This is a genomic window from Phaeobacter sp. HS011 (genome assembly GCF_018101215.1).
In the GTDB taxonomy this organism is placed as follows: domain Bacteria; phylum Pseudomonadota; class Alphaproteobacteria; order Rhodobacterales; family Rhodobacteraceae; genus Phaeobacter; species Phaeobacter inhibens.
Map to the genome: position 1 here is coordinate 178,160 of NZ_JAGEUF010000004.1, position 23,583 is coordinate 201,742.

24 protein-coding genes are annotated in these 23,583 nt (G+C 57.4%); 13 read left to right on the forward strand and 11 right to left on the reverse strand.

The annotated features are described in order from the left end of the window. Window positions 1–19: 19 nt before the first annotated feature. Window positions 20–913, forward strand: a complete 894-nt coding sequence (locus tag J4721_RS09200) for a ParB/RepB/Spo0J family partition protein (protein WP_014876391.1) — start codon at window positions 20–22, stop codon at window positions 911–913. Here the strand turns inward: J4721_RS09200 and J4721_RS09205 are convergent. Genes J4721_RS09205 through rph form a run of 4 tightly spaced genes read right to left on the reverse strand, consistent with a single transcriptional unit; the run spans window position 903 to window position 3,734 of the window. Further along, a complete protein-coding gene (locus J4721_RS09205; protein ID WP_102884233.1) occupies window positions 903–1,256 on the reverse strand; it encodes a YbaN family protein in 354 nt (117 codons plus the stop codon). The genes J4721_RS09200 and J4721_RS09205 overlap by 11 nt on opposite strands. 6 nt (window positions 1,257–1,262) lie before the next feature. Beyond that, window positions 1,263–2,417, reverse strand: coding sequence for a radical SAM family heme chaperone HemW (gene hemW / locus J4721_RS09210; protein WP_102884232.1), 1,155 nt, complete (start codon window positions 2,415–2,417; stop codon window positions 1,263–1,265). Continuing rightward, window positions 2,410–3,024: an RdgB/HAM1 family non-canonical purine NTP pyrophosphatase gene (rdgB, locus tag J4721_RS09215; protein ID WP_014876389.1), complete on the reverse strand. Its 615-nt coding sequence runs from the start codon at window positions 3,022–3,024 to the stop codon at window positions 2,410–2,412. Before rdgB ends, hemW begins: the two co-directional genes overlap by 8 nt. Continuing rightward, window positions 3,021–3,734, reverse strand: a complete 714-nt coding sequence (rph, locus tag J4721_RS09220; RefSeq protein WP_061050113.1) for a ribonuclease PH — start codon at window positions 3,732–3,734, stop codon at window positions 3,021–3,023. The genes rdgB and rph overlap by 4 nt, the downstream gene beginning before the upstream one ends. 154 nt (window positions 3,735–3,888) lie before the next feature. On the opposite strand from rph, the gene hrcA reads away from it, so the two are divergent. Next, window positions 3,889–4,965, forward strand: coding sequence for a heat-inducible transcriptional repressor HrcA (gene hrcA, locus J4721_RS09225; protein WP_014876387.1), 1,077 nt, complete (start codon window positions 3,889–3,891; stop codon window positions 4,963–4,965). 9 nt (window positions 4,966–4,974) lie between these two features. Continuing rightward, complete coding sequence (locus tag J4721_RS09230) at window positions 4,975–5,538, forward strand: nucleotide exchange factor GrpE (RefSeq protein ID WP_014876386.1); 564 nt, start codon at window positions 4,975–4,977, stop codon at window positions 5,536–5,538. A 102-nt stretch (window positions 5,539–5,640) separates the two neighbouring features. Here the strand turns inward: J4721_RS09230 and mutS are convergent, their stop codons facing one another. Next, window positions 5,641–8,256: a DNA mismatch repair protein MutS gene (gene mutS / locus J4721_RS09235; RefSeq protein WP_211002639.1), complete on the reverse strand. Its 2,616-nt coding sequence runs from the start codon at window positions 8,254–8,256 to the stop codon at window positions 5,641–5,643. Window positions 8,257–8,418: 162 nt separating this feature from the next. Between mutS and J4721_RS09240 the strand changes: the two genes are divergently transcribed. Together J4721_RS09240 and J4721_RS09245 are read left to right on the forward strand one after the other, a co-directional pair. After that, complete coding sequence (locus J4721_RS09240) at window positions 8,419–10,674, forward strand: NADP-dependent malic enzyme (protein WP_014876384.1); 2,256 nt, start codon at window positions 8,419–8,421, stop codon at window positions 10,672–10,674. Window positions 10,675–10,678: 4 nt separating this feature from the next. Further along, window positions 10,679–11,551, forward strand: a complete 873-nt coding sequence (locus tag J4721_RS09245; RefSeq protein WP_211002584.1) for a ribokinase — start codon at window positions 10,679–10,681, stop codon at window positions 11,549–11,551. A gap of 78 nt (window positions 11,552–11,629) precedes the next feature. Here the strand turns inward: J4721_RS09245 and msrA are convergent, their stop codons facing one another. Continuing rightward, window positions 11,630–12,295: a peptide-methionine (S)-S-oxide reductase MsrA gene (gene msrA / locus J4721_RS09250; protein ID WP_211002583.1), complete on the reverse strand. Its 666-nt coding sequence runs from the start codon at window positions 12,293–12,295 to the stop codon at window positions 11,630–11,632. A 144-nt stretch (window positions 12,296–12,439) separates the two neighbouring features. Between msrA and J4721_RS09255 the strand changes: the two genes are divergently transcribed. Both J4721_RS09255 and J4721_RS09260 read left to right on the forward strand, forming a co-directional pair. Next, a complete protein-coding gene (locus tag J4721_RS09255) occupies window positions 12,440–13,348 on the forward strand; it encodes a D-amino acid aminotransferase (protein ID WP_014876381.1) in 909 nt (302 codons plus the stop codon). Next, complete coding sequence (locus J4721_RS09260) at window positions 13,348–14,061, forward strand: hypothetical protein (RefSeq protein WP_014881522.1); 714 nt, start codon at window positions 13,348–13,350, stop codon at window positions 14,059–14,061. The genes J4721_RS09255 and J4721_RS09260 overlap by 1 nt, the downstream gene beginning before the upstream one ends. An 89-nt stretch (window positions 14,062–14,150) precedes the next feature. Here the strand turns inward: J4721_RS09260 and J4721_RS09265 are convergent, their stop codons facing one another. From J4721_RS09265 to J4721_RS09275, 3 genes are all read right to left on the reverse strand, one after another. Beyond that, on the reverse strand, window positions 14,151–14,435 hold the full coding sequence (locus J4721_RS09265) for an SCP2 sterol-binding domain-containing protein (RefSeq protein ID WP_211002582.1): 285 nt from the start codon (window positions 14,433–14,435) through the stop codon (window positions 14,151–14,153). A 92-nt stretch (window positions 14,436–14,527) separates the two neighbouring features. Then, a complete protein-coding gene (locus tag J4721_RS09270) occupies window positions 14,528–14,986 on the reverse strand; it encodes a DUF1810 domain-containing protein (RefSeq protein ID WP_014881520.1) in 459 nt (152 codons plus the stop codon). Then, window positions 14,983–16,209 (reverse strand): argininosuccinate synthase, encoded by a 1,227-nt coding sequence (locus tag J4721_RS09275; protein ID WP_014876377.1) that lies wholly within the window; start codon window positions 16,207–16,209, stop codon window positions 14,983–14,985. The genes J4721_RS09270 and J4721_RS09275 overlap by 4 nt, the downstream gene beginning before the upstream one ends. A gap of 134 nt (window positions 16,210–16,343) precedes the next feature. Between J4721_RS09275 and J4721_RS09280 the strand changes: the two genes are divergently transcribed. Together J4721_RS09280 and ilvA are read left to right on the forward strand one after the other, a co-directional pair. After that, entirely contained in the window at window positions 16,344–17,093 is a 750-nt protein-coding gene (locus J4721_RS09280; protein ID WP_014876376.1) for a hypothetical protein, read from the forward strand. Between the two features lie 72 nt (window positions 17,094–17,165). Beyond that, window positions 17,166–18,392, forward strand: a complete 1,227-nt coding sequence (gene ilvA, locus J4721_RS09285) for a threonine ammonia-lyase IlvA (RefSeq protein WP_014876375.1) — start codon at window positions 17,166–17,168, stop codon at window positions 18,390–18,392. 12 nt (window positions 18,393–18,404) lie between these two features. Here ilvA and J4721_RS09290 read toward each other — a convergent pair whose 3' ends face one another. Then, entirely contained in the window at window positions 18,405–18,728 is a 324-nt protein-coding gene (locus J4721_RS09290; RefSeq protein ID WP_014876374.1) for an Hpt domain-containing protein, read from the reverse strand. 177 nt (window positions 18,729–18,905) lie between these two features. On the opposite strand from J4721_RS09290, the gene J4721_RS09295 reads away from it, so the two are divergent. Then, entirely contained in the window at window positions 18,906–20,177 is a 1,272-nt protein-coding gene (locus J4721_RS09295) for a PP2C family protein-serine/threonine phosphatase (RefSeq protein WP_102875192.1), read from the forward strand. A 52-nt stretch (window positions 20,178–20,229) separates the two neighbouring features. Here J4721_RS09295 and J4721_RS09300 read toward each other — a convergent pair whose 3' ends face one another. After that, on the reverse strand, window positions 20,230–20,682 hold the full coding sequence (locus J4721_RS09300; protein WP_014876372.1) for an NUDIX hydrolase: 453 nt from the start codon (window positions 20,680–20,682) through the stop codon (window positions 20,230–20,232). Between the two features lie 78 nt (window positions 20,683–20,760). Here J4721_RS09300 and J4721_RS09305 point away from each other — a divergent pair, with 78 nt between their 5' ends. The 3 genes from J4721_RS09305 to J4721_RS09315 are packed head-to-tail and all read left to right on the forward strand — an operon-like array spanning window position 20,761 to window position 23,502. Then, a complete protein-coding gene (locus J4721_RS09305) occupies window positions 20,761–21,762 on the forward strand; it encodes an Hsp33 family molecular chaperone HslO (protein ID WP_076618123.1) in 1,002 nt (333 codons plus the stop codon). Further along, complete coding sequence (locus J4721_RS09310) at window positions 21,755–22,351, forward strand: CoA pyrophosphatase (RefSeq protein ID WP_102859510.1); 597 nt, start codon at window positions 21,755–21,757, stop codon at window positions 22,349–22,351. The genes J4721_RS09305 and J4721_RS09310 overlap by 8 nt, the downstream gene beginning before the upstream one ends. Then, a complete protein-coding gene (locus tag J4721_RS09315; RefSeq protein ID WP_211002581.1) occupies window positions 22,348–23,502 on the forward strand; it encodes a CCA tRNA nucleotidyltransferase in 1,155 nt (384 codons plus the stop codon). Before J4721_RS09310 ends, J4721_RS09315 begins: the two co-directional genes overlap by 4 nt. Window positions 23,503–23,583 lie beyond the last annotated feature (81 nt).

The window sequence follows — 23,583 nt, forward strand, 5'->3', positions numbered from 1 at the left end:
GACAGCTGGAGGCGCAGTAATGTCAGAAAAGAAAAATAAACCCAGAGGATTGGGAAGAGGCTTGTCAGCTCTAATGGCGGATGTGAACCCGGAACCTGTTAGCACAGAAAAACAGGCAATCAGAAGCACCGAAGTCATGGTGCCTATCGAAAAAGTTATCGCGAACCCGGATCAGCCGCGTCGCCAGTTCCTGCAAGAAGATCTGGACGATCTGACTGCATCCATTCGGGAAAAGGGGGTTCTTCAGCCCCTTATCGTGCGACCGCGGCCTGGTGGGCAGTATGAGATTGTTGCCGGTGAACGCCGCTGGCGTGCCGCTCAAGGTGCACAACTGCACGAAGTTCCGGTTATCATTCGGGACTATTCCGATGTCGAGATGATGGAAGTTGCCATTATCGAGAATATTCAACGCTCTGACCTCAACGCGATGGAGGAGGCGCAGAGCTATAAGCAGTTGATGGACAAATTTGGCCATACGCAAGAAAAAATGGCAGAAGCACTTGGTAAGAGCCGGAGCCATATTGCCAATCTGGTCAGACTCTTGCATCTGCCGGATGACGTACAGTCTTTGGTTCAAGAGCGTCGTCTTTCAGCTGGCCATGCCCGCGCGCTCATCACTTCCGACAATGCGTCAGATTTGGCGAAGAAAATTGTCAAAGGCGGTCTCTCAGTGCGTGCGACCGAGGCATTGGTGAAGAAGGACGCGGCCGGCTTGCAAGTTGCAACAGCGCGTTCGGCGAAGAAAACAGCTGAGAAAGATGCGGATACGCGCGCCTTGGAGGCTGACCTCTCAGCCGCGTTGCGTATGAAGGTGTCGATTGATCATCGCGCCGGCGGTGAAAGCGGTGTTTTGTCGATCAGCTACACATCTCTGGATGAGCTGGATGATCTTTGTGGACGTCTCAGCCGTTAGGTCGTGACCAGATGAATATCATCACTGCGCCGAGCGTGATGGCCTGGAGGATCAGGACGTGACTTGGTGCGGAGAGAATAATCGACAAGCCGAACACGGCGGCAACTGAGAAAGTTGCCGCCTTTTTTGCAGCAGGTCGGATGGCGCCTCGTTCATGCCAATCCTGAATCATTGGGCCAAACAGTCGATGGTTCAGGATCCAGTCGTGCAGGCGTTCGGAAGAGTTGGCAAAGAAAAAGCTGGCGAGCAGCAGAAACGGAACGGTTGGTAAGAGGGGAAGCGCCACTCCGACGAGCGCCAACCCAACGCATAAAAGCCCAAGCGCAGCGTAGAGAAGTCGCATCAGTTGTCACTCCACCAGTAGATCGCGGAGTACCGCATTCAATACCGCGCGACCGGTGTCAGTTGCCTGAATACGTTCGTCAGAGAGCTCCACCATGCCGATTTCGCGGAGATTAGAGATACGCTCCGAAGAAAGAGTACGACCTGAAATGGCACGAAACCGATCTAAATCGAGTCCCTCAACCAATCGCATCCCCATCATGAGGTATTCAACACTAGCATCTTCAGGAGTAAGTGGGATGCGCGAACACTCACCGGTGTGATTTTCTGCAGCAGCAAGCCAAGCCCCAGGTTGCAGATAGGTTTCAGTCGCGTATCTGGTCCCGTCAAGAGTTAAGCGCCCATGGGCCCCTGGTCCTATACCAAGGTAATCGCCATAGCGCCAATAAATCAGATTGTGCCGCGACTCCGCACCGGGACGCGCGTGGTTGGAGACCTCATAGGCGGGCAGGCCATGTTTGTCGCAGATCTCCTGCGTGGTAAGATACATATCCGCGGCGTTGTCGTCGCTTGGAAGATCGCGTAATTTCCCCCGCGCGTAGCGATCCCCAAATGCGGTGCCTTCCTCAATGGTCAATTGATAGAGGGACAGGTGGTCGATCGCCATAGATAAGGCTTGGTCAAGTTCCTGTTGCCAGCCGACCAGTGTTTGGCCCTGACGGGCGTAGATTAGGTCAAAACTGACTCTGTCAAAGCAGTTTCGAGCCACATCAAAGGCCTTCTGCGCCTCAGAAACGCTGTGCATCCGTCCGAGGCGGTGTAGATCACCATCGTTAAGCGCTTGAATACCCATAGAAATTCGATTGACGCCAGCATCTCGGTAACCCGTAAAGCGACCTGCCTCGACTGAGGTTGGGTTTGCTTCAAGAGAGATCTCTATGTCGTTGGAAAAAGGCCATATTTCTCGAGCTGTCTCGATGATTGCGGCCACAGTATCGGGGTTCATCAGCGAAGGTGTTCCGCCCCCGAAAAAAATCGTATTCAGGACGCGACCAGACAGAGCAGGTGCCGCGCGTAGCATCTCAGCACGATAGGCTGCAGCCCATCTGGTTTGGTCAATTTGCGCGGTGACATGACTGTTAAAATCGCAATAGGGGCATTTGGCCTGACAGAAGGGCCAATGCACATACAGGCCAAACCCCCCGTTGCGCCAATCATCCACCGAAACATGCCTCTACAAATTTCGCGACTGCCTGGCCGCGATGGCTGATCTTGTTTTTGGCCCAGCGATCCATTTCGGCGCAGGTCTGGGTATGCCCGTCTGGCTGGAACATTGGATCATAGCCAAATCCGTCCTTACCGCGAATGGGCCAGACCAGCTGGCCGGGCATCACGCCTTCGAATACCTCATCGTGACCATCAGGCCAGGCAAGAACCAGCGTGCAGCGGAATTGTGCAAGGCGAGGGTGGGCCGCACCCTTGGCTTCCAACTCATTATGGGCACGGGTCATGGCCATCATGAAATCGCGGCCATCACCGGTTTCTGCCCAGTCGGCAGTATACACTCCCGGGGCGCCGTCGAGCGCGTCAATGGTGATACCCGAGTCATCAGACAAGGCGGGCAGACCGGTCGCCTTAGCGGCGGCATGAGCCTTTATCCGGGCATTTCCAACAAATGTATCCTCGGTTTCGGCCGGTTCTGGAAGATCCATCTCGCCGGCGCCGACGACAGTCACACCGAAGGGTTGGAGAAGATGTTTCATCTCCTCCAGTTTACCCTTGTTATGTGTGGCGACCAGCAGCCGGTCGCCGACAAATTTACGGGTCATGCGCAGGCTGCCTTCTGCAGTTCTGCCAGCTCGGCGGTGCCCTTGGTTGCAAGGTCCATCAACGTGTTCATCTGCTCACGGCTGAACATGGATCCTTCCGCGGACATCTGCACTTCGATGAGTTGGCCCGACCCGGTCATAATGAAGTTGCCATCGACGCCGGCCTCGGAATCTTCCGGGTAGTCAAGGTCCAGTACGGGCTGACCCGCGTAGATGCCGCAGGAAACTGCGGCCACAGGATCAACGAGGGGATCAATCTTGACCTCGCCGGTTTTCATTAGCTTGTTCACCGCAAGGCGCAGCGCGACCCAACCGCCGGTGATGGAGGCGCACCGGGTGCCGCCGTCGGCCTGTAGCACATCACAGTCGATGCTGATCTGACGCTCGCCGAGTGCAACGCGGTCGACGCCGGCGCGCAGCGCGCGACCGATAAGGCGCTGGATTTCGACGGTGCGGCCGCCCTGTTTGCCCATCGCGGCTTCGCGGCGCATACGGGTGTTGGTCGCGCGGGGCAGCATGCCATATTCAGCGGTCACCCAACCGAGACCTGAGCCTTTGATAAACGGCGGCACACGATCCTCAATGGTGGCAGTGCAGAGCACATGGGTGTCGCCCATCTTTATCAGGCAGGATCCCTCAGCGTGTTTGGTGAAGCCGGTTTCGATAGAAACGGCGCGCATTTGGTCTAGGTCTCGTCCGGAGGGTCGCATGGGTCATCCTTTGTTTGCTTACCAATCGGGATAGCGTCCGCAGGGTTGGCTATGCAAGCATGATTGACCTTTTGGTGCTGCGCTCTTTAATGACAACTGTAGGACAGGGAGCCAAGGCTTGCGGAACTTCGGCGGTGACCACACATAGAATGCGATGAACAGCAGTACCGACATATTGAAGGATATGAACGATCGGTCACGGGATGTGTTCCGTGCGGTCGTGGAATCCTATCTTGAGACGGGAGATCCCGTTGGCAGCCGGACTCTGACGCGATCCCTGAATGAGAAGGTGAGCGCTGCCACCGTGCGCAACGTGATGCAGGATCTGGAGCATCTTGGGCTGTTGAACAGTCCGCACACCAGCGCTGGTCGGGTTCCGACACAGGTCGGATTGCGGATGTTTGTGGACGGCCTGCTCGAAGTTGGGGACTTGAACACCCAGGACCGTCAGAGAATTGATGAGACCATGGGCGGGACTGCTGGCGGTGGATCTGCGGGTCTGGCAGGCATGCTGGATCGTGTGGGCTCGGCCCTGTCGGGGGTGACACAGGGTGCCTCTCTGGTGCTGACACCGAAACATGAGGCCGAAATCCGCCATATTGAATTTGTCACTTTGGCCCATGATCGGGCGCTGGTCGTGCTGGTGTTTTCAGACGGTCACGTGGAAAACCGCCTGTTCACGCCACCGCCCGGACAGACGCCCAGCTCAATGCGAGAGGCGGCGAATTTCCTCAATGCGCTGATTGAGGGACGGACATTAGGTGATGTGCGCGGTGCCATTCAGGAAGAGATCAAGGCCCGGCAGCAGCAGATCGATGTCTTGGCTCGTGAAATGATCGAAAGCGGCTTGGCGGCCTGGGAAGATGACGGCAGCGATTCTGCGCGGCTGATCGTGCGTGGCCGGTCGAATCTCCTATCGGACGGCGGGGCTGCGGAGGAGTTGGACCGGATCCGAAACCTGTTTGATGACCTGGAACGCAAACGCGATATCGAAGAGTTTCTTCAACTGACCGAAGATGGTGAAGGTGTGCGCATTTTTATAGGTTCGGAGAACAAACTTTTTTCACTTTCGGGTTCCTCTTTGGTGGTGTCTCCCTATATGAACGCGGATCGAAAGATCATTGGTGCGGTGGGTGTCATTGGCCCGACCCGCCTGAATTACGGCCGGATCGTGCCGATTGTGGACTATACGGCGCAACTGGTCGGGAAGCTGCTTTCCGACCGGAGTTAGAGGTGAGATATGGCAGAGCCCAAGAACGACGATTTTTTGGACGACATCACAGAAGCCGAAGCAGAGGAGCTCTCTGCGCAGACTGAAGAATTTGATGATGCAGCGCTGGAGCTGGATAGCCTGCGGGCCGAACGGGATGAGCTGAAAGATCGGTTCATGCGGGCCTTGGCTGATGCGGAGAACGCACGCAAGCGCGGTGACAAGGCACGCCGCGAAGCTGAGCAGTATGGCGGTTCTAAACTGGCGCGGGACATGCTGCCGGTTTACGACAATATGAAACGTGCGATCGAAGCCGCAAGCGATGAACAGCGCGAAGTTTCCGCTGCCTTGATTGAAGGTGTGGAACTGACCATGCGTGCGTTGCTTGGTGTGTTTGAAAAGCACGGTATGCAGGTGATCGCGCCGGAAGTTGGTCAGAGATTCGATCCGCAGGTGCATGAGGCTATGTTCGAGGCCCCGGTGCCAGGCACCAAAGCCGGCGATATCATCCAGGTCTCCGCCGAAGGGTTCATGCTGCACGACCGTTTGCTGCGCCCGGCGCAGGTTGGTGTCTCCTCGACGCCTGCGAGCTGATCCGCAGTATTGACGGGCCTTGCGGCCCGTGCCTGCGGCGCGAGTATTTTTGGAAAGATGACAAGCGGCCCCTTGCTTATCCGAGGAGGCCGCTTTTCTGTGTCAGTTCGCGGCCTCTTTCAGGCGATAGAGCGCTTCCAGTGCTTCTCTTGGTGAGAGATCATCGGGGTGAATATCGTTCAGAAGCGTTTCGATCAGTGAGGGTCCGACTGGTGCTGCTGCTTGAGGCGGTGGGGCCGCTGCGAAGAGGGGGAGATCGTCGATCTGGATTTTGCCAGCGCCACTGCGGCTGCCCTCTTCCAGCATATCCAGAACGTCCCTAGCCCGCGCAACAACCGAGCCGGGCAGACCGGCAAGCTGCGCGACCTGTACGCCGTAGGAGCGATCTGCAGCCCCTTTTTTAACCTCGTGCAGAAAGATGACCTCACCTTCCCATTCCTTGACGGAAACGGTGGCATTGTCGACGCCGGGCAGCTTACCGGCGAGTTGGGTGAGTTCGTGGTAATGGGTTGCAAACAGCGCGCGGGCGCGATTGACCTCATGCAGATGTTCCAGCGTGGCCCAAGCGATTGACAGCCCGTCATAGGTCGCTGTGCCTCGCCCGATTTCGTCGAGGATAACCAGTGCGCGATCATCAGCCTGATTGAGGATCGCAGCGGTTTCAACCATCTCAACCATGAAGGTCGAGCGTCCGCGAGCGAGATCGTCGGAGGCACCAACCCGGCTGAACAACTGGCTGATCAGGCCGATATGGGCGCTGTCGGCTGGTACGTAACTCCCCATTTGGGCAAGGATGGCAATCAGGGCGTTCTGGCGCAGAAACGTTGATTTACCGGCCATGTTGGGGCCGGTCAGCAGCCAGATGGCGGCCCCTGTATCAGCGGTCAGATCACAGTCATTTGCAACGAAGCTACTACCGCCCTGTTGCCGCAAGGCCTGTTCCACAACGGGGTGCCGCCCTCCGGAAATATTGAATTCCCGCGAGTTGTCTACAGTTGGGCAGGACCAGTTCTCACCCAGGGCGAGATCGGCCAATGCGGTGATCAGGTCCAGTTCCGCCAGTCCACGGGCCGCTGCATTCAATAGGGCCGCATCTGCCAAGATAGCGTCTGATAGCCTTGTATAGAGCCGCTTCTCAATTTCCAGTGCCAGATTCCCGGCATTCAGAATACGGGTCTCGATTTCGCTCAACTCTACCGTCGTGAACCGAACCTGATTGGCTGTTGTCTGACGGTGAATATAGGTTTCCGACAGAGGGGCAGAGAGCATTTTCTCTGCATGGGTTGCGGTTGTTTCTATGAAGTAGCCGAGCACATTGTTGTGCTTGATTTTTAGTGAGTTGATACCTGTGTGATCGGAGTATTTCTTTTGCAGTGCCGCAATAACGGAGCGCCCTTCGTCACGCAGCGTGCGCGCCTCGTCCAGTTCGCTGTCGTAGCCTTCTGCAATAAATCCGCCGTCGCGGGCTAAGAGGGGGGGCTCTGCAATCAGCGCGGCGTCAAGCAGGGGCAGCAGAGCATCAAATCCGGTGAGCCCTGAGCGTGCCTGCTGCAATAGTGCTGGCATATCGGCTTTGTTACAGAGATCGGAAATTGCCTCGGCCTGGATCAGCGTGTTGCGTACGGCGGCCAGGTCCCGGGGGCCGCCGCGATCCAGAGCAAGCCGGGACAGGGCCCGATCCAGATCGGGTGTTTTGCGCAGTGCCGTGCGTAGCGACTGGGCGAGTTGTGTTTGTCCCACCACGAAGTCCAGCGCCGTCAACCGGGCTCGGATCACATCAAGATTACGCGAGGGGCTGGACAGCCGTTGTTCCAGAAGCCGACCGCCAGCGGGGGTAACGGTCCGGTCCACCACTGCAAGCAGCGAACCACCGCGACCACCGGTCAGCGCGCGGGTGAGCTCCAGACTGCGACGGGTTGCAGCATCAATCTGCACCACGCGATCCTCAGCCTCCTGCTGCGGGGGCTGAAGCAGCGGTAGCTTACCCTTCTGTGTGATGTCGAGATAGTCGATGACCGCGCCCATGGCCGAAATCTCTGCCCGGCTGAAAGAGCCGTAGGATTCCAATGTTGAGACCTTAAAGAGATCACAGATGCGTTTTTCAGCGGCGGTGCTGTCGAAGCTGGATTTTGCCAGAGGGGTCACTGGGATCTGGTGGTCCTCTGCGATGGTGCGCAGCTGGTCCAGCGCAGGACCATCGGGGACAATCAACTCCGATGGCGCCAGTCTGGCCAGTTCAGGGGACACCCGGACGGAGGCAACCGGCATCACATGGAACGCGCCAGTTGAGATATCCGCCCAGGCGAGCGCTGCCTGATCGCGCAGCTCGCAATAGGCGGTGAGGAAATTGTGGCGGCGCGCCTCCAGAAGGGAATCTTCGGTGATGGTGCCGGGTGTGACCAGCCGCACCACATCGCGTTTCACGACGGATTTGGAGCCACGCTTCTTGGCCTCTGCCGGGCTTTCCAGCTGCTCTCCTACCGCGACGCGAAATCCCTTTCGGATCAGTGTCAGCAGATAGCCTTCGGCGGCATGGACCGGGACACCGCACATCGGAATATCGTTGCCATCGTGTTTGCCGCGTTTGGTTAGTGCGATGTCGAGTGCCTCTGCCGCGTTGACGGCATCGTCAAAGAACATCTCGTAGAAATCGCCCATGCGGTAGAACAAGAGGGCATCCGGATACTGCGCCTTGATGTCGAGGTATTGGGCCATCATCGGCGTGACTGTGGACAAAGTTCGGCTCCGTAAAATGGGGGATTTCTTTGGCGCGACCTTACAAATCAGGCGGCTGCGACGAAAGGTGAAAACGCAACTTCGTTGAGAAGAGGCGCGCGCTGGGCTATGACGCTTGGGACAGTGAGAGGACACCCAAAGCCAATGCCCAAAGCGAAGATTACTAACGAAGAGGCGCTTGCCTTCCATCTGGAACCGACCCCCGGCAAATGGGAGATCAACGCAACGGTCCCGATGACCACGCAGCGTGATCTGTCATTGGCCTATTCTCCCGGTGTCGCTGTGCCCTGCGAAGCCATCGCGGAAAATCCAGAGACGGCCTATGACTATACAAACAAAGGAAATTTGGTCGCGGTCATCTCCAACGGGACTGCGGTTCTGGGGTTGGGCAATCTTGGGGCGCTGGGCTCCAAACCGGTGATGGAGGGAAAATCTGTCCTGTTCAAACGGTTTGCCGATGTGAATTCGATCGACATTGAGCTGGATACCGAAGACCCGGATGAGTTCATCAAGGCGGTGCGTCTGATGGGGCCGACCTTTGGTGGGATCAATCTTGAGGATATCAAGGCGCCGGAGTGTTTCATCATTGAGCAGCGCCTCAAAGAAGAGATGGACATTCCTGTCTTCCATGATGATCAGCATGGCACGGCGGTGATCTGTGCGGCCGGTCTGATCAATGCGTTGCATATTTCCGGCAAGAAGATCGAGGATGTGAAGATCGTCCTCAACGGTGCCGGTGCCGCAGGTATTGCCTGTATCGAATTGCTGAAGGCGATGGGCGCCCGGCATGACAATTGCATCGTCTGCGATACAAAAGGTGTGATTTATCAGGGTCGCACCGAGGGTATGAACCAGTGGAAGTCTGCCCATGCGGTCAAGACCGATCTGCGCACGCTGGAAGAGGCGATGCAGGACGCGGATGTGTTCCTTGGCGTATCTGTCAAAGGGGCGGTGACACAGGACATGGTGAAATCCATGGCGGACAATCCGGTGATCTTTGCAATGGCAAACCCCGATCCGGAAATCACCCCGGAGGAGGCGCATGAGGTGCGTGTGGATGCGATTGTCGCCACTGGTCGGTCGGATTACCCCAACCAGGTCAATAACGTTCTTGGCTTTCCCTATCTGTTCCGTGGCGCCCTGGACATCCACGCCCGGGCCATCAATGACGAGATGAAAATCGCCTGTGCCCATGCGCTGGCCGGTCTCGCGCGTGAGGATGTACCGGATGAGGTGGCGCTGGCTTACGGCAAATCGCTGTCCTTTGGCCGGGACTATATCATCCCGACTCCATTTGATCCGCGTCTGATCCATCGGATCCCGCCTGCTGTGGCAAAGGTCGGGATGGACACAGGTGTTGCGCGCCGTCCGATCATTGACATGGATGCCTATGAGCATGGGCTGCGTGGGCGGATGGATCCAACCCAGTCGATCCTGCGTGGTCTGAACGCTCGCGCCCGTGCAGCGCAATCACGCATGATCTTTGCCGAGGGCGACGACCCTCGCGTTCTGCGCGCGGCGGTAATGTATCAGCGATCCGGCTTCGGCAAGGCGTTGGTTGTTGGTCGTCCAGAGGATGTGCGTAGCAAGCTGGAAACTGCAGGTCTGGGCGATGCGGTGCGCGAGCTGGAGATCATCAACGCGGCCAATACCCAGCATTTCGAGACTTATAAGGATTTCCTTTACGAGCGGCTGAACCGCAAGGGCTTTGATCGCAAGGATGTCCACCGTCTGGTCGGGCGCGACCGGCATGTATTTTCGGCCCTGATGCTCGCCCATGGTCACGGCGACGGGTTGGTCACCGGAGCCACCCGAAAATCAGCGCATGTTCTTGATCAGATCAATCATGTGTTTGATGCCGATGCGACCAACGGATCGGCTGGCGTCACGGCGCTGCTACACAAGGGGCGCATCGTGTTGATTGGTGATACTCTGGTGCATGAATGGCCGGATGAAAACGATCTGGCCAATATCGCGGAACATGCTGCAGGCGTTGCCCGACATATGGGGTTGGAACCTCGGGTCGCATTTGTCAGCTTCTCCACCTTTGGCTACCCGGTATCTGAGCGTGCGGAAAAAATGCATCTGGCACCTGCAGTGCTGGATCAGCGTGGTGTCGATTTTGAGTACGAAGGCGAGATGACTGTGGACGTTGCTCTGAACGCTAAGGCGCAGGAGGCTTATCCCTTCCAGCGCCTGACTGGACCAGCCAATATCCTGATCGTTCCGGCGCGGCATTCCGCGTCGATTTCGGTTAAGCTGATGCAGGAAATGGGTGGGGCAACTGTTGTTGGTCCGATCCTGTCAGGTGTCGACAAGCCGATCCAGATCTGCTCGACCACCTCGACAGCAAATGATGTTCTGAACATGGCGGTTCTGGCTGCCTGTAATATCGGGTGATCTCATGGCGATCTGGAACCTAGGCTCAATCAATGCCGACATGATTTATGCGCTGCCTCATATGCCGACTGCGGGGGAAACCCTCGCGGCGACGGGGCTGGAGCAGTATCTGGGCGGCAAAGGCGCCAATATGTCGGTCGCGGCTGCGCGTGCCGGTAGCCATGTTTGTCATCTGGGCGCCGTCGGGCCGGAAGGGGCATGGGCCGTCACGCGTTTGTTGGAATACGGTGTCGATACGCGTCACATCGCCCAGTTGGATGTGCCTACCGGCCACGCCATCATTGCCGTTGACCCCACTGGCGAGAACCAGATCATCCTATTCCCCGGCGCAAACCGGGAGATCAGCGAAGACCAGATTGGCGCAGCGCTGTCTGCCGCCAGTGCGGGTGATATCCTGGTGATGCAAAACGAGACCAACATGCAGGCCGAGGCAGCCCAAATGGGGCGTGATCTGGGGTTGAAGGTTGCCTATGCGGCAGCACCGTTTGATGCAGCGGCGGTTCAAGCGGTCTTGCCCTATCTCGACTATCTGTTCCTGAATGAGGTTGAGGCCGAGCAGTTGCGCGATGCGACAGGCAAAACGCCTGAGGCGCTGGGCGTTGCAGATGTGATTGTGACGTTGGGCGCCAAGGGGGCGCGCCACTACGACACGACGGCGGGAACCACTCATGACGTCGCGGCGCATTCCGTTGTCCCGGTTGATACCACAGGGGCGGGTGACACTTTCACTGGCTATGTGCTGTCTGGTCTGGATCGTGGGTTGCCGATGGCGCAGGCGCTGGCACAGGCCAATCGCGCTGCCGCGCTGATGGTGACACGTAAGGGCACCGCCGATGTGATCCCAGATTTGAAAGAGGTGCAGGACGCACGTTTCTGATCGCCACGACCTGTTCTTAGCAGGAAAAGGCGCGGTGTATTCCCGCGCCTTTTCCATTTCATCACCTCAGGGCCGTTGTTAATGCCCCTTTGCGAAAGGCGCTGCATCCCCCCAAAGCTGCAACACGCGGGCGTCACGCCCACAGGCCTTTCGATAGCGCTTATAGGCTTCAGACTGACGTTTGGGGCCAAAACGCGTGAGAACCAGTTTGCGACCCTTGTAGTAGTCCTGATGATAAGCCTCGGCAGGGTAGAAAGCGGTCGCTGGCAGAATTGGCGTGACGATGGTTTGGCCGAGTGCGGATTGCGCCTCGGATTTGGCGGCCTTGGCGACAGATGTCTGATCCGCGCTGGAAGTGAAAATGGCCGTCCTATAGCTGTCGCCGCGGTCACAGAACTGACCATCTGCGTCGGTGGGGTCGACCGAGCGCAGGAACATCGACAACAGCTGCTTGCGTGTCACCATGGTCGGATCAAACCGGATTTGAACTGCTTCGTAATGCCCGGTGCCACCTGCCGTGACCTGTTTGTAGGTGGGCGATTTGGTGTTGCCACCTGTGTAGCCGGACACCGCCGAGAGCACGCCGGGGACGCTTTCGAAATCACTCTCAACACACCAGAAGCAACCGCCGGCGACGGTCAGGGTTTCAACACTCTGGGCATGGGCCTGATGTCCTTTCACGGCCACGGCCAGCAGCATGAACAGGGTCAGGACAATTGGTCTTGCGGTGTTTGTCGAACGCATCATCGCCTCCATCGTTGCGTTACATTGGCCCGCGCGCTGTTTGGGCTCAATCACGTGACATGGTTTGTCACGGCTTGGTGACGGGAAGTTACCGCTTGGAAATAGGATCCAATCCTTCTAGCGTGCGCCACGCAGGAGGAGCAGATGACCGAAAAAATGAGCACGCATCAAGCGCAGGAAGACCAGCGAAACGAAGAGATCCTGATCTATCTGAATGGTGAGATTGTTCCCAAAGCCGAGGCCAAGGTCAGCGTCTATGACAGCGGTTTCATGCTGGGGGATGGTGTCTGGGAGGGGCTGCGGCTGTACAACGGGACCTGGGCGTTCATTGATGAACATCTCGACCGCTTGTTTGAGGCTGCGAAGACCATTGATCTGGACATCGGGATGGACCGAGATCAGGTCAAACAAGCTGTACTAGACACGCAAAGTGCCAATGACATGATCAGCGATGCCCACGCGCGCCTGATGGTCACGCGTGGGGTTAAAACCCGCCCGTTCCAGCACCCATCGTTGTCGCGGCAGGGGCCGACGTTCACCATCATCATGGAGCATTCGCGCCCAAACCTGCCGCGCCCGATCCGGTTGGCGACAGTGCCACATCTGCGCGGGTTGCCGATGACACAGGATCCGAAGCTGAATTCACATTCCAAGCTGAACTGCATTCTGGCCTGTATCGCGGCGGAGAAAGCGGGTGCCGATGAGGGGCTGATGCTGGACGTGAATGGGTTCGTGAATACGACCAATGCCTGCAATTTTTTCATCGTACGCAAGGGGGCGGTTTGGACCTCGACCGGCGACTATTGCATGAACGGGATTACCCGGCAGAAGGTCATCGACCTGTGCCGCGCCAATGATATTCCGGTGTTTGAGCGCAACTACTCCCTGGTGGATACCTACGGCGCTGATGAGGCGTTTCTGACCGGCACCTTTGGGGCACAGACACCGGTGGGTGATATCGATGGGCGGCAGATTGGTGATGGCGAGATGGGACCGGTGACCAAGCGTTTGCGTGCACTGTACAAGGATCTGATCGCGCAGGAGTGTGCCTGATGCGGATTGCCATGTGGTCAGGGCCACGCAACCTGTCGACTGCAATGATGTATGCCTTTGGCAATCGCGGCGATTGCGCTGTGGTGGATGAGCCCTTTTATGCGGCCTATCTGGCGCAGACCGGTCTGGAGCATCCCATGCGTGCCGATATTCTGGAAAGTCAGTCCAGAGACGCTGAGGTTGTCGCCGCTTCCCTATTGGGGTCGGTGCCTGCTGCAAAACCGTTTTTCTATCAAAAACATATGACTCAGCATATGATTGACGGAATACCGCGCGACTGGATGCGCGAGGTCACAAATGTGTTTCTGATCCGCCATCCGGCGCGGGTCATTGCCTCATATGCCGAGAAACGGGAAAACCCTACGTTGGATGATATTGGGTTTCGCCAGCAGGCTGAGCTGTTCGATCTGGTGAAACGCTGGGATCAGGCGCCGGTGGTGGTGGATAGCGATGATATCCGCAGCGATCCTGCAATGGTGTTGGAGCGGCTCTGTGAGAGGCTTGGCATACCGTTTTCCCCGAAGATGCTATCATGGCCAATGGGGGGACATAAGGACGATGGCATCTGGGCGGCGCATTGGTATGGGTCTGTCTGGCAGTCGACCAAATTTGCAGGACCCGAAGGGCCGTTGCCTGAAGTGCCTGCAACCTTGCAGCCGGTTCTTGAGGCCGCTTTGCCCTACTATGAACGATTGAAAGCGCAGAAAATCTGATCGGGTAAGGGGGCGCTGCCCCCTCGCGCCTCTGGCGCTTCACCCCCGGAGTATTTTCGGAAAGGTGACACTTATCAAGCGTGTTTCGCTTAGCTGATCAGTTTGCCCAGCTTCATCGCCACGCCCATATCACCTGATATTTTCAGCTTACCCATCATCACGCCGGTCATCGGGTTCAATTTCCCGGCCAGCAGCTTTTTCAGATTCTCGGTGCTGATGCGGATAGTGCAGTCAGTGTCTCGGTTTTTCGTTGAAGCATCGCCATCCGCAAGGACGATGACACCATCGTCGCCACAGTCGAATTTCAGCGACCCGTCAAAGGTTTTTCCGGTCAGGCCGGCGCGGATGCCCTCCGCCAATGGTTGTAGTGCCATGATGTCTCCCCTCGGTGTCTCTCGTTGCGCCAAGGGTTAGGCATCGGGGTGTCAGCGGGCAAGGGTGACCAAAGGGGAGGTCGCGTCAGTTGTCAGCCAAGCGCATCATGGGTGACAGGGCAGGGGATGCCGTCGAAGAACGTCTCCAACACTGCGTTGAATACCTGTGGGGCGTCAGAAACCGAGGTGAAGAGCGTCATGGAGGAACGCAGTTTCTTGGCATCGGTTTCGCCAAGGATATCCTGGGCGCTGCGATCCTTATGACTCAGCAGCAATTCGCTGGCTTCGGTCAATCGCGTGCGCAGAACCGGGTGGGCAAGGTAGGCGGTTGCCTCCGCCAGGTCCTCTATCCCGTAGAGCTGGGCCATATGGGACTGACCAAGGTCGGCGAGTTGCGGAAAGACGAACCACATCCAGTGGCTCGTCTTTTTTCCCGCAGAGAGTTCGGCGCGGACATCGTTCCAAACGGTGTCTTGCGCTTCGACGAACATCTCCATCTCTTCAGTCAGATCGTCGTCTATATCGTCTGTGATATCGACGTGGTCGCTCATTTTTTTAACCGGCGCTCGCGGGCGGCGAGGAGCTTCAGTCGCAGTGCGTTCAGCTGGATGAAACCGGCGGCGTCTTTCTGATCATAGGCGCCGGCGTCGTCCTCAAAGGTCACGTGGGCTTCAGAGTAGAGCGAGTGATCTGACCAGCGACCTACCGTGGTTGCCGAGCCTTTGTAAAGCTTCACGCGGACGGTGCCGGTGACATGTTCCTGGCTGCGATCAATGGCGGCTTGCAGCATTTCGCGCTCGGGCGAGTACCAGAAACCGTTGTAGATCAGCTCTGCATATTGCGGCATCAGCTGGTCTTTGAGGTGCATTGCGCCACGGTCCATGGTGATGGATTCAATACCACGGTGGGCCTCAAGGAGGATGGTGCCGCCGGGGGTTTCGTAGATGCCGCGGGACTTCATGCCGACAAAACGCCCCTCGACGAGGTCAAGACGGCCGATGCCGTGTTTGCCGCCGTATTCATTGAGCTGGGTCAGGATGGTCGCGGGCGACATCGCTTCGCCGTTGATGCTGACCGCGTCTCCTTTTTCGAAACCGATCTCGATGAATTCGGCCTCGTTTGGGGCGTCCTCCGGATGAACGGTGCGCTGGTAGACATAGTCGGGCGCGGCCACGGCGGGATCTTCCAGTACCTTGCCCTCAGAGGAGGTATGCAGAAGATTGGCATCAACCGAGAAAGGCGCCTCGCCACGCTTGTCCTTGGCCACAGGGATCTGGTGGGCTTCTGCGAATTCCAGCAGGCGGGTCCGCGAAGTCAGATCCCACTCACGCCATGGGGCAATCACTTTGATGTCGGGGTTCAGCGCATAGGCCGCCAGTTCGAAGCGGACCTGATCGTTGCCCTTCCCGGTGGCGCCATGGGCGACCGCATCGGCACCGGTGGCTTCGGCGATCTCAACAAGGCGTTTGGAGATCAGCGGGCGGGCGATGGAGGTGCCCAGCAGGTAGAGACCTTCGTAGACGGCATTTGCTCGGAACATCGGGAAGACGAAATCCCGCACGAATTCCTCGCGTACGTCTTCGATGAAGATGTTCTCCGGCTTGATACCCAAGAGCTCGGCTTTCTGGCGTGCGGGCTCCAGTTCTTCACCCTGGCCGAGATCGGCGGTGAAAGTCACAACTTCGCAACCGTATTCGGTCTGCAGCCATTTCAGAATGATTGACGTATCAAGACCGCCGGAGTAGGCGAGGACAACTTTCTTGGGCGCGGACATTGTATTTCCTCTTGATCAGAACGCCTGCGGCCTACCCGGTTTTTGTCAGAAGGGCAAGGTTTTCCCCGGATCGGAACCTGAACGCGCACATTATGGTCACGCGCGGCGATTGAGCAGTATTGGAGTATGAATAAATGATTGGCTGGAAGCTATTTCTACATTCGGTAAGCATGGTGCAGCGGAATGTCCCGCAGCTGATGCGGATCTTTCTTGTTCCCGCGTTGATCGTGTTGGCGATCGCCTATTTGGCCATCGGTGGCTTGCTTGGCGATATTGGGCTTCAGGCGCGCGGGTTTGACGGCAACATGTTCTTTTCAGTTCTCTGGCGTATCGTTGGACTGTGGCTGGTGATTGGCTTGATTGGCACGTGGACCGTGGTGGCCTGGCATCGCTACATTCTGCTGGAAGAGCATCCTCGCGGCTGGCTTCCAGCATTGCATAAAGCGGAGGTGGGCAACTATATCTTGGGTCTGATCAAGCTGTTTTTTATCGCCATTCTGTTCTACGGTGCCCTAGCATTTATCGGGTCTGCATTGGTTCAGAGTATCGGGATGGTTGGCCTGTACCTGTTGTTGGCCGTTGGCGCGCTGATCACGATATTCATGTACAGGTTTGCATTGATCCTACCGGCGGCGGCGCTTGGTAAACCTATTGGTGTGAGCGAGTCACTGGCACTGACAACCGGTGCATTCGGAACCTTGTTCGTCCTCGGCCTTTGTCTTTTTGGTCTGCAGCTCGTGGCTGAACTGATCCTGTTCCTTGTGGCTGATGCTGTGCTGATCGCGATGGTGCTTGATATAGCTTTCTCTGTCGTGCTTGCGATCCTGAATATCAGCGCTCTCACCACGCTTTATGGCTACTACGTGGAGAAACGGCCGATCTGATCGGCGGTATTCTTCAGTATGATTTGACCTTGCCCCCTTGTCTTGGGGGCGGGGTTGGGTCACTCAAGTGACATGAGTGACTTTCAGACCCAGGCCCGGGCCGCCGAACAGGCCATGCGCGCGATTTTTCCTGCCACACCGCTGCAGCGCAGCGCGCTATTGTCAGAGCGGTTTGACGCTGAGATTTACCTCAAGCGAGAAGACCTGAGCCCGGTACGGTCCTACAAGATCCGTGGCGCGTTCAACGCAATGCGTAAGCAGCTGGAGCAATCACTGTTTGTTTGCGCGTCAGCGGGCAATCACGCGCAGGGCGTCGCCTATATGTGCCGCGAATTGGGCAAGCGGGGCGTGATCTTTATGCCGGTGACCACACCACAGCAGAAGATCCAGAAAACCCGGATGTTTGGCGGCGATAGTGTCGAGATCCATCTGGTTGGCGATTATTTCGATGACACTTTGGCTGCGGCGCAGAAGTGGTGTGCTGATGAGGGTGGTCATTTCCTGTCACCGTTTGACGATGATGACGTGATTGAGGGGCAAAGCTCCATCGCGGTGGAGATTGAGGCTCAGCTGGGTGCGGCCCCGGACCATGTGATCCTGCCGGTTGGTGGCGGTGGCATGTCGTCAGGCGTCGCGCGTTGGTTCGGGGATCGGGTGCATTGTCTGTTTGCGGAACCCTCGGGCGGGGCATGCCTGCGGGCTGCGCTGGCTGCAGGGCATCCCGTTGCATTGGATCATGTTGATACATTTGTCGACGGCGCCGCTGTTGGTCGTGTTGGCGCACGGCCGTTTGAGGTCCTGAAACAAGTCCCATTGCCCGATGTGCTGTCGATTGCCGAAGATCGCATCTGTACAACAATACTTGAGATGCTGAACGTCGAAGGTGTGGTGCTTGAACCTGCCGGGGCGCTGGCGATTGAGGCTCTGCGTGATGTACGTTCCTGGATCCGCGGCAAAACCGTGGTCTGCCTGACCTCCGGCGGCAATTTTGATTTCGAGCGCCTGCCGGAAGTGAAGGAACGCGCGCAGCGCTACATGGGGCTGAAGAAGTATTTTCTGCTACGCCTGCCGCAGCGGCCCGGCGCGCTGAAGGAGTTTCTCGGCATTCTGGGTCCTGAGGATGATATCGCCCGGTTCGAGTATATGAAGAAATCGGCGCGCAACTTTGGCTCGGTGCTGATTGGGATTGAAACCAAGCGTCCTGAGAATTTCGCTGATCTCTATGCCCGGCTGGATGCTGCTGGATTTGCCTATACCGACATCACCAGCGACGAGACCTTGGCACAGTTTGTGATCTGAGCCGGTATCGGCTCAGAGTTGGCTGCTCATATCGCGCAGAAACTCTTCCTTGGAATTTTCATAGCTGGCAATGATGGCACCGGTGTCTACGTCTTTGGCCTCTCCTTGGGCAGAGCGGCGCTCGCCCTCTTGGCAGAGACGGGAAAACTGACGAAACCCGAGGTTTAATGCGCTGCCTTTCAGGAAGTGAAGGTCCTGTTCCAATGTTGCCAGATCGGGTGATCGCAGCTTTTCGATAACACCTTCGACCTCTTCCAGGAAAATTTCGACAACTTCGGAGAAGTCCTCAGCGCCGACTTCCTCGTGCAGCTCTTTCGCGCGTGACCAATCAATCATCTTTGCAAACCTTGTTTTGATATCGCATTTTACGATTGCTTTACTTATAAACTCGTAAATCACCGATTAACGCGAGGCTAGGCTGATAATTCGCAAACTTCACCTCCTGTTAAGCGAAGAGCGCGATAGTGACTTGCGTTTAAGGTATCTTGCGCCGTTTTTTGTGGGGTTCACTCGGTGTTGCCAGACAGTTCGATCGAAATAAACCAAGAGGTTACGACCAATTCGATCCGCCGTGTTCTGGTGGTCGATGACAGCCGTCTGCAACGGCGAATCTTGGTCGCATCGCTGAAAAAATGGGGATTCGAGGTTGTCGAAGCCGAGAGCGGCGAGGCAGCGATGGAGATTTGCGAGAGTGATCCGCCGGATTTGATTCTCAGCGACTGGATGATGCCGGGGATGAACGGCCTGGAGTTCTGCCGGGCGTTTCGCACAAAGTCTCAGGACAACTACAGCTATTTTATCCTGCTAACCTCGAAGAGCGAAAAGAACGAGGTGGCACAGGGCCTGGATGCGGGCGCGGATGACTTCCTGACCAAGCCGGTCAGTTCGGACGAGTTGCGCGCCCGGATTTCCGCGGGGGAGCGCATTCTGCGGATGCAGCGCGAGCTTTCTGAGAAAAACCGGATTGTATCAGACACGCTGGATGAACTGCAGCGGGTTTATGACGCGATTGACAAGGATCTGATTCAGGCCCGGAAAATTCAGGAGTCATTGGTCCCCGAACTCTCCCGCGATTTCGGGTCCTCCACCGTAAGCCTGCTGCTGAAACCCTGCGGCCACATCGGGGGCGATCTGGTCGGTATGTTCTCACCCGGTGTGAACCGGATCGGGTTCTATTCGGTGGATGTCTCCGGGCACGGCATCACATCTGCGATGATGACCGCGCGGCTCGGCGGGTATCTGTCGTCGACCTATTTTGATCAGAATGTCGGGATGGAGAAGCGGTTCAACCGCTTCTATGCGCTGCGTCAGCCGGAAGAGGTCGCCAGTCTGCTGAACGCGCGGCTGATCGCGGATACCGGGATCGAAGAATATTTTACCATGGCCTATTGCATCGTCGATCTGCGCAGCGGCGTGCTGAAGATGGTGCAGGCAGGTCATCCGCATCCGCTGCTGATCCGCAAAGATGGCAGCACCGAGTTTATTGGCAAGGGTGGCGTTCCAGTTGGTCTGGTGCCGGACATCACATATTCGCAGGAAGATGTGGTGATGGAGAAGGGCGACCGCCTGCTGCTGTATTCCGATGGCTTTACAGAGGCCCGTCTGGAAAATGGCGAGATGCTTGAGGCGGAAGGTCTGGTTGAGCTTATTGGAAAGTGCAACGCGGAGCAGACCGGTCAGGAATTCCTGGATGACCTTTATTGGAACCTGACACAGGTGATGTCCTCGCAATACGGGTTGGAGGATGACGTCTCCGCGACCTTGTTTGAGTATGAAGGTCCATAGAGCGTCAGGGCGGGCACCACAGATGCTGGCTTTTGTACCATTACCTGACCGGTTAGCTCTGCCCCATCAATCGCGCAATAATGCTAGCGAAATGCCGATCTCCAGCATTGCCGAGGATTTCACATGCGACGTCCGCGCGCATCCACACCGCATCATGCAACGGCTCGGTGGGTGGGCGGACCTGACGCGCCGGACGCGCGATATAGATATGGCAGAGTTTCTCTGCCCAGAGATCATACTCTGGCATATAGGCAAATCGGCGAAACGTGCCCAGCTTGCGTGGTTGAGAGATGGTCCAGCCGGTTTCTTCCATTACCTCGCGGTGTAACGCCGGAATAGGCGATTCTCCCGGATCAATGCCCCCTCCTGGCAGCTGAATATCCGGGCCGGGCTCACGCTGACAGGTCAGCAACAGCTTGCCAGTGCGCGGCAATAGCGCGTAGACCCCTGGCCGCCGTCGGTAGCTTTGCGATTTTTCCGGCGTATCGCCAAAACGTCTGATCACGGCGCTGACCTCTTCACTCTGATGATGTAAACCCTATATAGGCCCGATATGCCAATCCACGGCGCGTAAGGAAACCCCATGACACTTGTATCGAAAATCGCGTGGGACGATACCGTCCTGCCCTTCCAGCTTGATGTATCGGACATGCGCGGCCGCGTCGCGCGGTTGGATGGTGTGCTGGATGGCATTCTGAAGCAGCATAATTACCCGCCTGTTGTTGAAGCGCTGGTTGCTGAAATGGCGTTGCTGACGGCATTGATTGGCCAGACCATGAAACTGCAGTGGAAACTGTCGTTGCAGGTCCAGTCCAAAGGGGCGGTGCGCATGATTGCCACCGATTATTATGCGCCCGCAGCCGAGGGAGAGCCCGCACGTATTCGTGCCTATGCCAGCTTCGATGATTCACGGCTCACCAATGGTGCGCCGTTTGATCAGGTGGGCGAGGGATATTTCGCCATTCTCGTCGATCAGGGAGAGGGAATGAAGCCCTACCAGGGAATCACACCGCTAGCTGGTGGTTCTTTGGCGTCCTGTGCCGAGGCGTATTTCGCGCAGTCGGAGCAGCTTCCGACACGTTTCTCGCTCAGCTTTGGGCGCTCGGCTGAACCTGGGGTTCCGGAACACTGGCGCGCTGGTGGCATCATGTTGCAGCAGATGCCAAAGGCCTCCCCGTTCGTTGCGGATGGCGAAGGCACTGGTGCGACGCTTGCCGCAGAGGATCTGGTCAGCGGCGAAGAGGGGGAGAACTGGAACCGTGTGATGCACCTGCTGGCGACCGTAGAAGACATGGAGTTGATCGGCCCCTCGGTGACGCCGACAGATCTTCTTTTGCGATTGTTTCACGAGGAACAACCGCGAGTCTTTGATGCGCAGGCGGTCAAATTCGGCTGCACGTGTTCCACCGACCGGGTGCGCGAAAGCCTGTCGATCTATTCGGCAAAGGATATTGCGACCATGACAACAGATGAGGGGCGCGTGACAGCCGATTGCCAGTTTTGCGGTGCGCATTACGACCTTGATCCTGCGACGCTGGGATTTGAGGCAGATGCAGGCGATAGCGAACAGGGTGAGAGTGCCTGATCTTCGGGCACAGCTGACCGCCGCGCTGGGCACAAAGGGGGAAGGGTCCTCGGATTTCGACCTGAACCCCGACGTCGTCCTTCCCGTTGATCGTAAACTGCGACCAGCCGGTGTCCTCGTGGCGATCAGCACTGCAGCGGGCGCGCCGCGTGTTATTCTGACCAAACGCTCATCTGCATTGAAGCACCATCCGGGTCAGATCGCCTTCGCCGGTGGGAAACAGGACGACGCAGATGCAAGCGTGACGGATGCCGCCCTGAGGGAAGCCTGGGAGGAAATTGGTCTGCCGCGCCACCTGCCGCAGATCGTCGGACAACTGCCGATACATGAAACCGTCACTGGGTTCACGGTGACGCCTGTAGTTGCCCTGATTGATCAACCGTTTGATATTCTGGCCGAAGCGGGTGAGGTGGCTGAAGTCTTCAGCGTGCCGCTCTCGCATCTTTGCGATCCGTCGAACTATCAGATCCAGTCCCGGCGTTGGCGGGGAATACGGCGGCATTACTTTGCAGTGCCCTACGGCCCCTATTATATCTGGGGCGCCACCGCACGCATGTTGCGCGGCCTTGCCGAACGGATGCAGGCATGACCCGTGTCAAAGCAAAATGGCTGGAAGATCCAGATGTGCAGCACGTCTGCGAGGTCCTGACAAAAGGTGGGGCGGAGGTCTATTTTGTCGGCGGCTGTGTGCGCAACGCGCTATTGGGGGTACCGGTTTCGGATCTTGATCTCTCGACCAATGTAGCTCCACAGCGTGTCATGGCCCTCGCCGAAGAGGCCGGGATCAAGGCCATACCAACAGGCATTGACCATGGCACCGTGACATTGGTCTATCGCGGGACCCCTTATGAGATCACCACGTTTCGCCGTGATGTGGTTACCGATGGACGTCGCGCCGTCGTGGCATTTGCCGACCGGATCGAGGAGGACGCTGCGCGGCGCGATTTCACAATGAATGCGCTCTATGCCCGTCCCGATGGGGTGCTGGTGGACCCGTTGAATGGCCTGCCAGATTTGCATGCACGGGCAGTCCGGTTCATCGGCAGTGCCGCGCAGCGGATCCGCGAGGATTACCTACGCTCGCTGCGCTATTTCAGATTTCATGCCTGGTATGGCAACTCAGATGCCGGTTTCGACCCGGACGCATTATCGGCCATCGCCGAAAACCTGGATGGGATTGGTCGTCTCTCGCGCGAACGGGTGGGCAGTGAAGTGCTGAAGCTGCTCGCAGCGCCTGATCCGGCGCCGGCAATCGCGGTGATGCGGCAGGTTGGCCTGCTATCTCTGATTCTTCCGGGAAGTGATGATCGTGCTCTGGGGCCGCTCATCCATCTGGAGGGAGGCATATCTGCCGATCCGCTTTGCCGTCTGGCCGCGCTGGGCGGGGATGCGCCATGGGAGGCGCTGCGCCTGAGTAAATCCCAAGCTGCGGATGTGCGCCTGCTGCGTGCAGGTGCGGAAGGAACGGACGGACCGGCGACACTGGCTTATCATCACGGCGCGAGCACGGCGCGCAATGTGATGCTGTTGCGATCCGCCTTATTCGAGGCGCCGATAGCACCTGATGTCGAGACTGAAATTACCAAAGGAGCCGCAGCGGTATTTCCGCTCTCTGCCAAGGATTTGATGCCGGATCTGCAGGGACCAGCGCTGGGTGCGGCACTCAAATCCTTGCAAAAGGACTGGATCAGATCTGGGTTCATGCTCGACCGCGATGCGTTGTTGAAACGGCTGCTCTAGTCTGCCCTTTTTTAGCGCGCCCCATCAAAAAGGGGTGACAGAGCGTATTTTTTTTCCTACCCATAAGGGACCATCTTATGA

Bases quoted from the DNA above. Each gene is read 5' to 3' on its own strand.
- J4721_RS09200 (WP_014876391.1), top strand. From the start codon at position 20: ATGTCAGAAAAGAAAAATAAACCCAGAGGATTGGGAAGAGGCTTGTCA.
- J4721_RS09205 (WP_102884233.1), bottom strand. From the start codon at position 1,256: ATGCGACTTCTCTACGCTGCGCTTGGGCTTTTATGCGTTGGGTTGGCG.
- rdgB (WP_014876389.1), bottom strand. From the start codon at position 3,024: ATGACCCGTAAATTTGTCGGCGACCGGCTGCTGGTCGCCACACATAAC.
- rph (WP_061050113.1), bottom strand. From the start codon at position 3,734: ATGCGACCCTCCGGACGAGACCTAGACCAAATGCGCGCCGTTTCTATC.
- hrcA (WP_014876387.1), top strand. From the start codon at position 3,889: ATGAACAGCAGTACCGACATATTGAAGGATATGAACGATCGGTCACGG.
- J4721_RS09230 (WP_014876386.1), top strand. From the start codon at position 4,975: ATGGCAGAGCCCAAGAACGACGATTTTTTGGACGACATCACAGAAGCC.
- mutS (WP_211002639.1), bottom strand. From the start codon at position 8,256: ATGATGGCCCAATACCTCGACATCAAGGCGCAGTATCCGGATGCCCTC.
- J4721_RS09240 (WP_014876384.1), top strand. From the start codon at position 8,419: ATGCCCAAAGCGAAGATTACTAACGAAGAGGCGCTTGCCTTCCATCTG.
- J4721_RS09245 (WP_211002584.1), top strand. From the start codon at position 10,679: ATGGCGATCTGGAACCTAGGCTCAATCAATGCCGACATGATTTATGCG.
- msrA (WP_211002583.1), bottom strand. From the start codon at position 12,295: ATGCGTTCGACAAACACCGCAAGACCAATTGTCCTGACCCTGTTCATG.
- J4721_RS09255 (WP_014876381.1), top strand. From the start codon at position 12,440: ATGACCGAAAAAATGAGCACGCATCAAGCGCAGGAAGACCAGCGAAAC.
- J4721_RS09260 (WP_014881522.1), top strand. From the start codon at position 13,348: ATGCGGATTGCCATGTGGTCAGGGCCACGCAACCTGTCGACTGCAATG.
- J4721_RS09265 (WP_211002582.1), bottom strand. From the start codon at position 14,435: ATGGCACTACAACCATTGGCGGAGGGCATCCGCGCCGGCCTGACCGGA.
- J4721_RS09270 (WP_014881520.1), bottom strand. From the start codon at position 14,986: ATGAGCGACCACGTCGATATCACAGACGATATAGACGACGATCTGACT.
- J4721_RS09275 (WP_014876377.1), bottom strand. From the start codon at position 16,209: ATGTCCGCGCCCAAGAAAGTTGTCCTCGCCTACTCCGGCGGTCTTGAT.
- J4721_RS09280 (WP_014876376.1), top strand. From the start codon at position 16,344: ATGATTGGCTGGAAGCTATTTCTACATTCGGTAAGCATGGTGCAGCGG.
- ilvA (WP_014876375.1), top strand. From the start codon at position 17,166: ATGAGTGACTTTCAGACCCAGGCCCGGGCCGCCGAACAGGCCATGCGC.
- J4721_RS09290 (WP_014876374.1), bottom strand. From the start codon at position 18,728: ATGATTGATTGGTCACGCGCGAAAGAGCTGCACGAGGAAGTCGGCGCT.
- J4721_RS09305 (WP_076618123.1), top strand. From the start codon at position 20,761: ATGACACTTGTATCGAAAATCGCGTGGGACGATACCGTCCTGCCCTTC.
- J4721_RS09315 (WP_211002581.1), top strand. From the start codon at position 22,348: ATGACCCGTGTCAAAGCAAAATGGCTGGAAGATCCAGATGTGCAGCAC.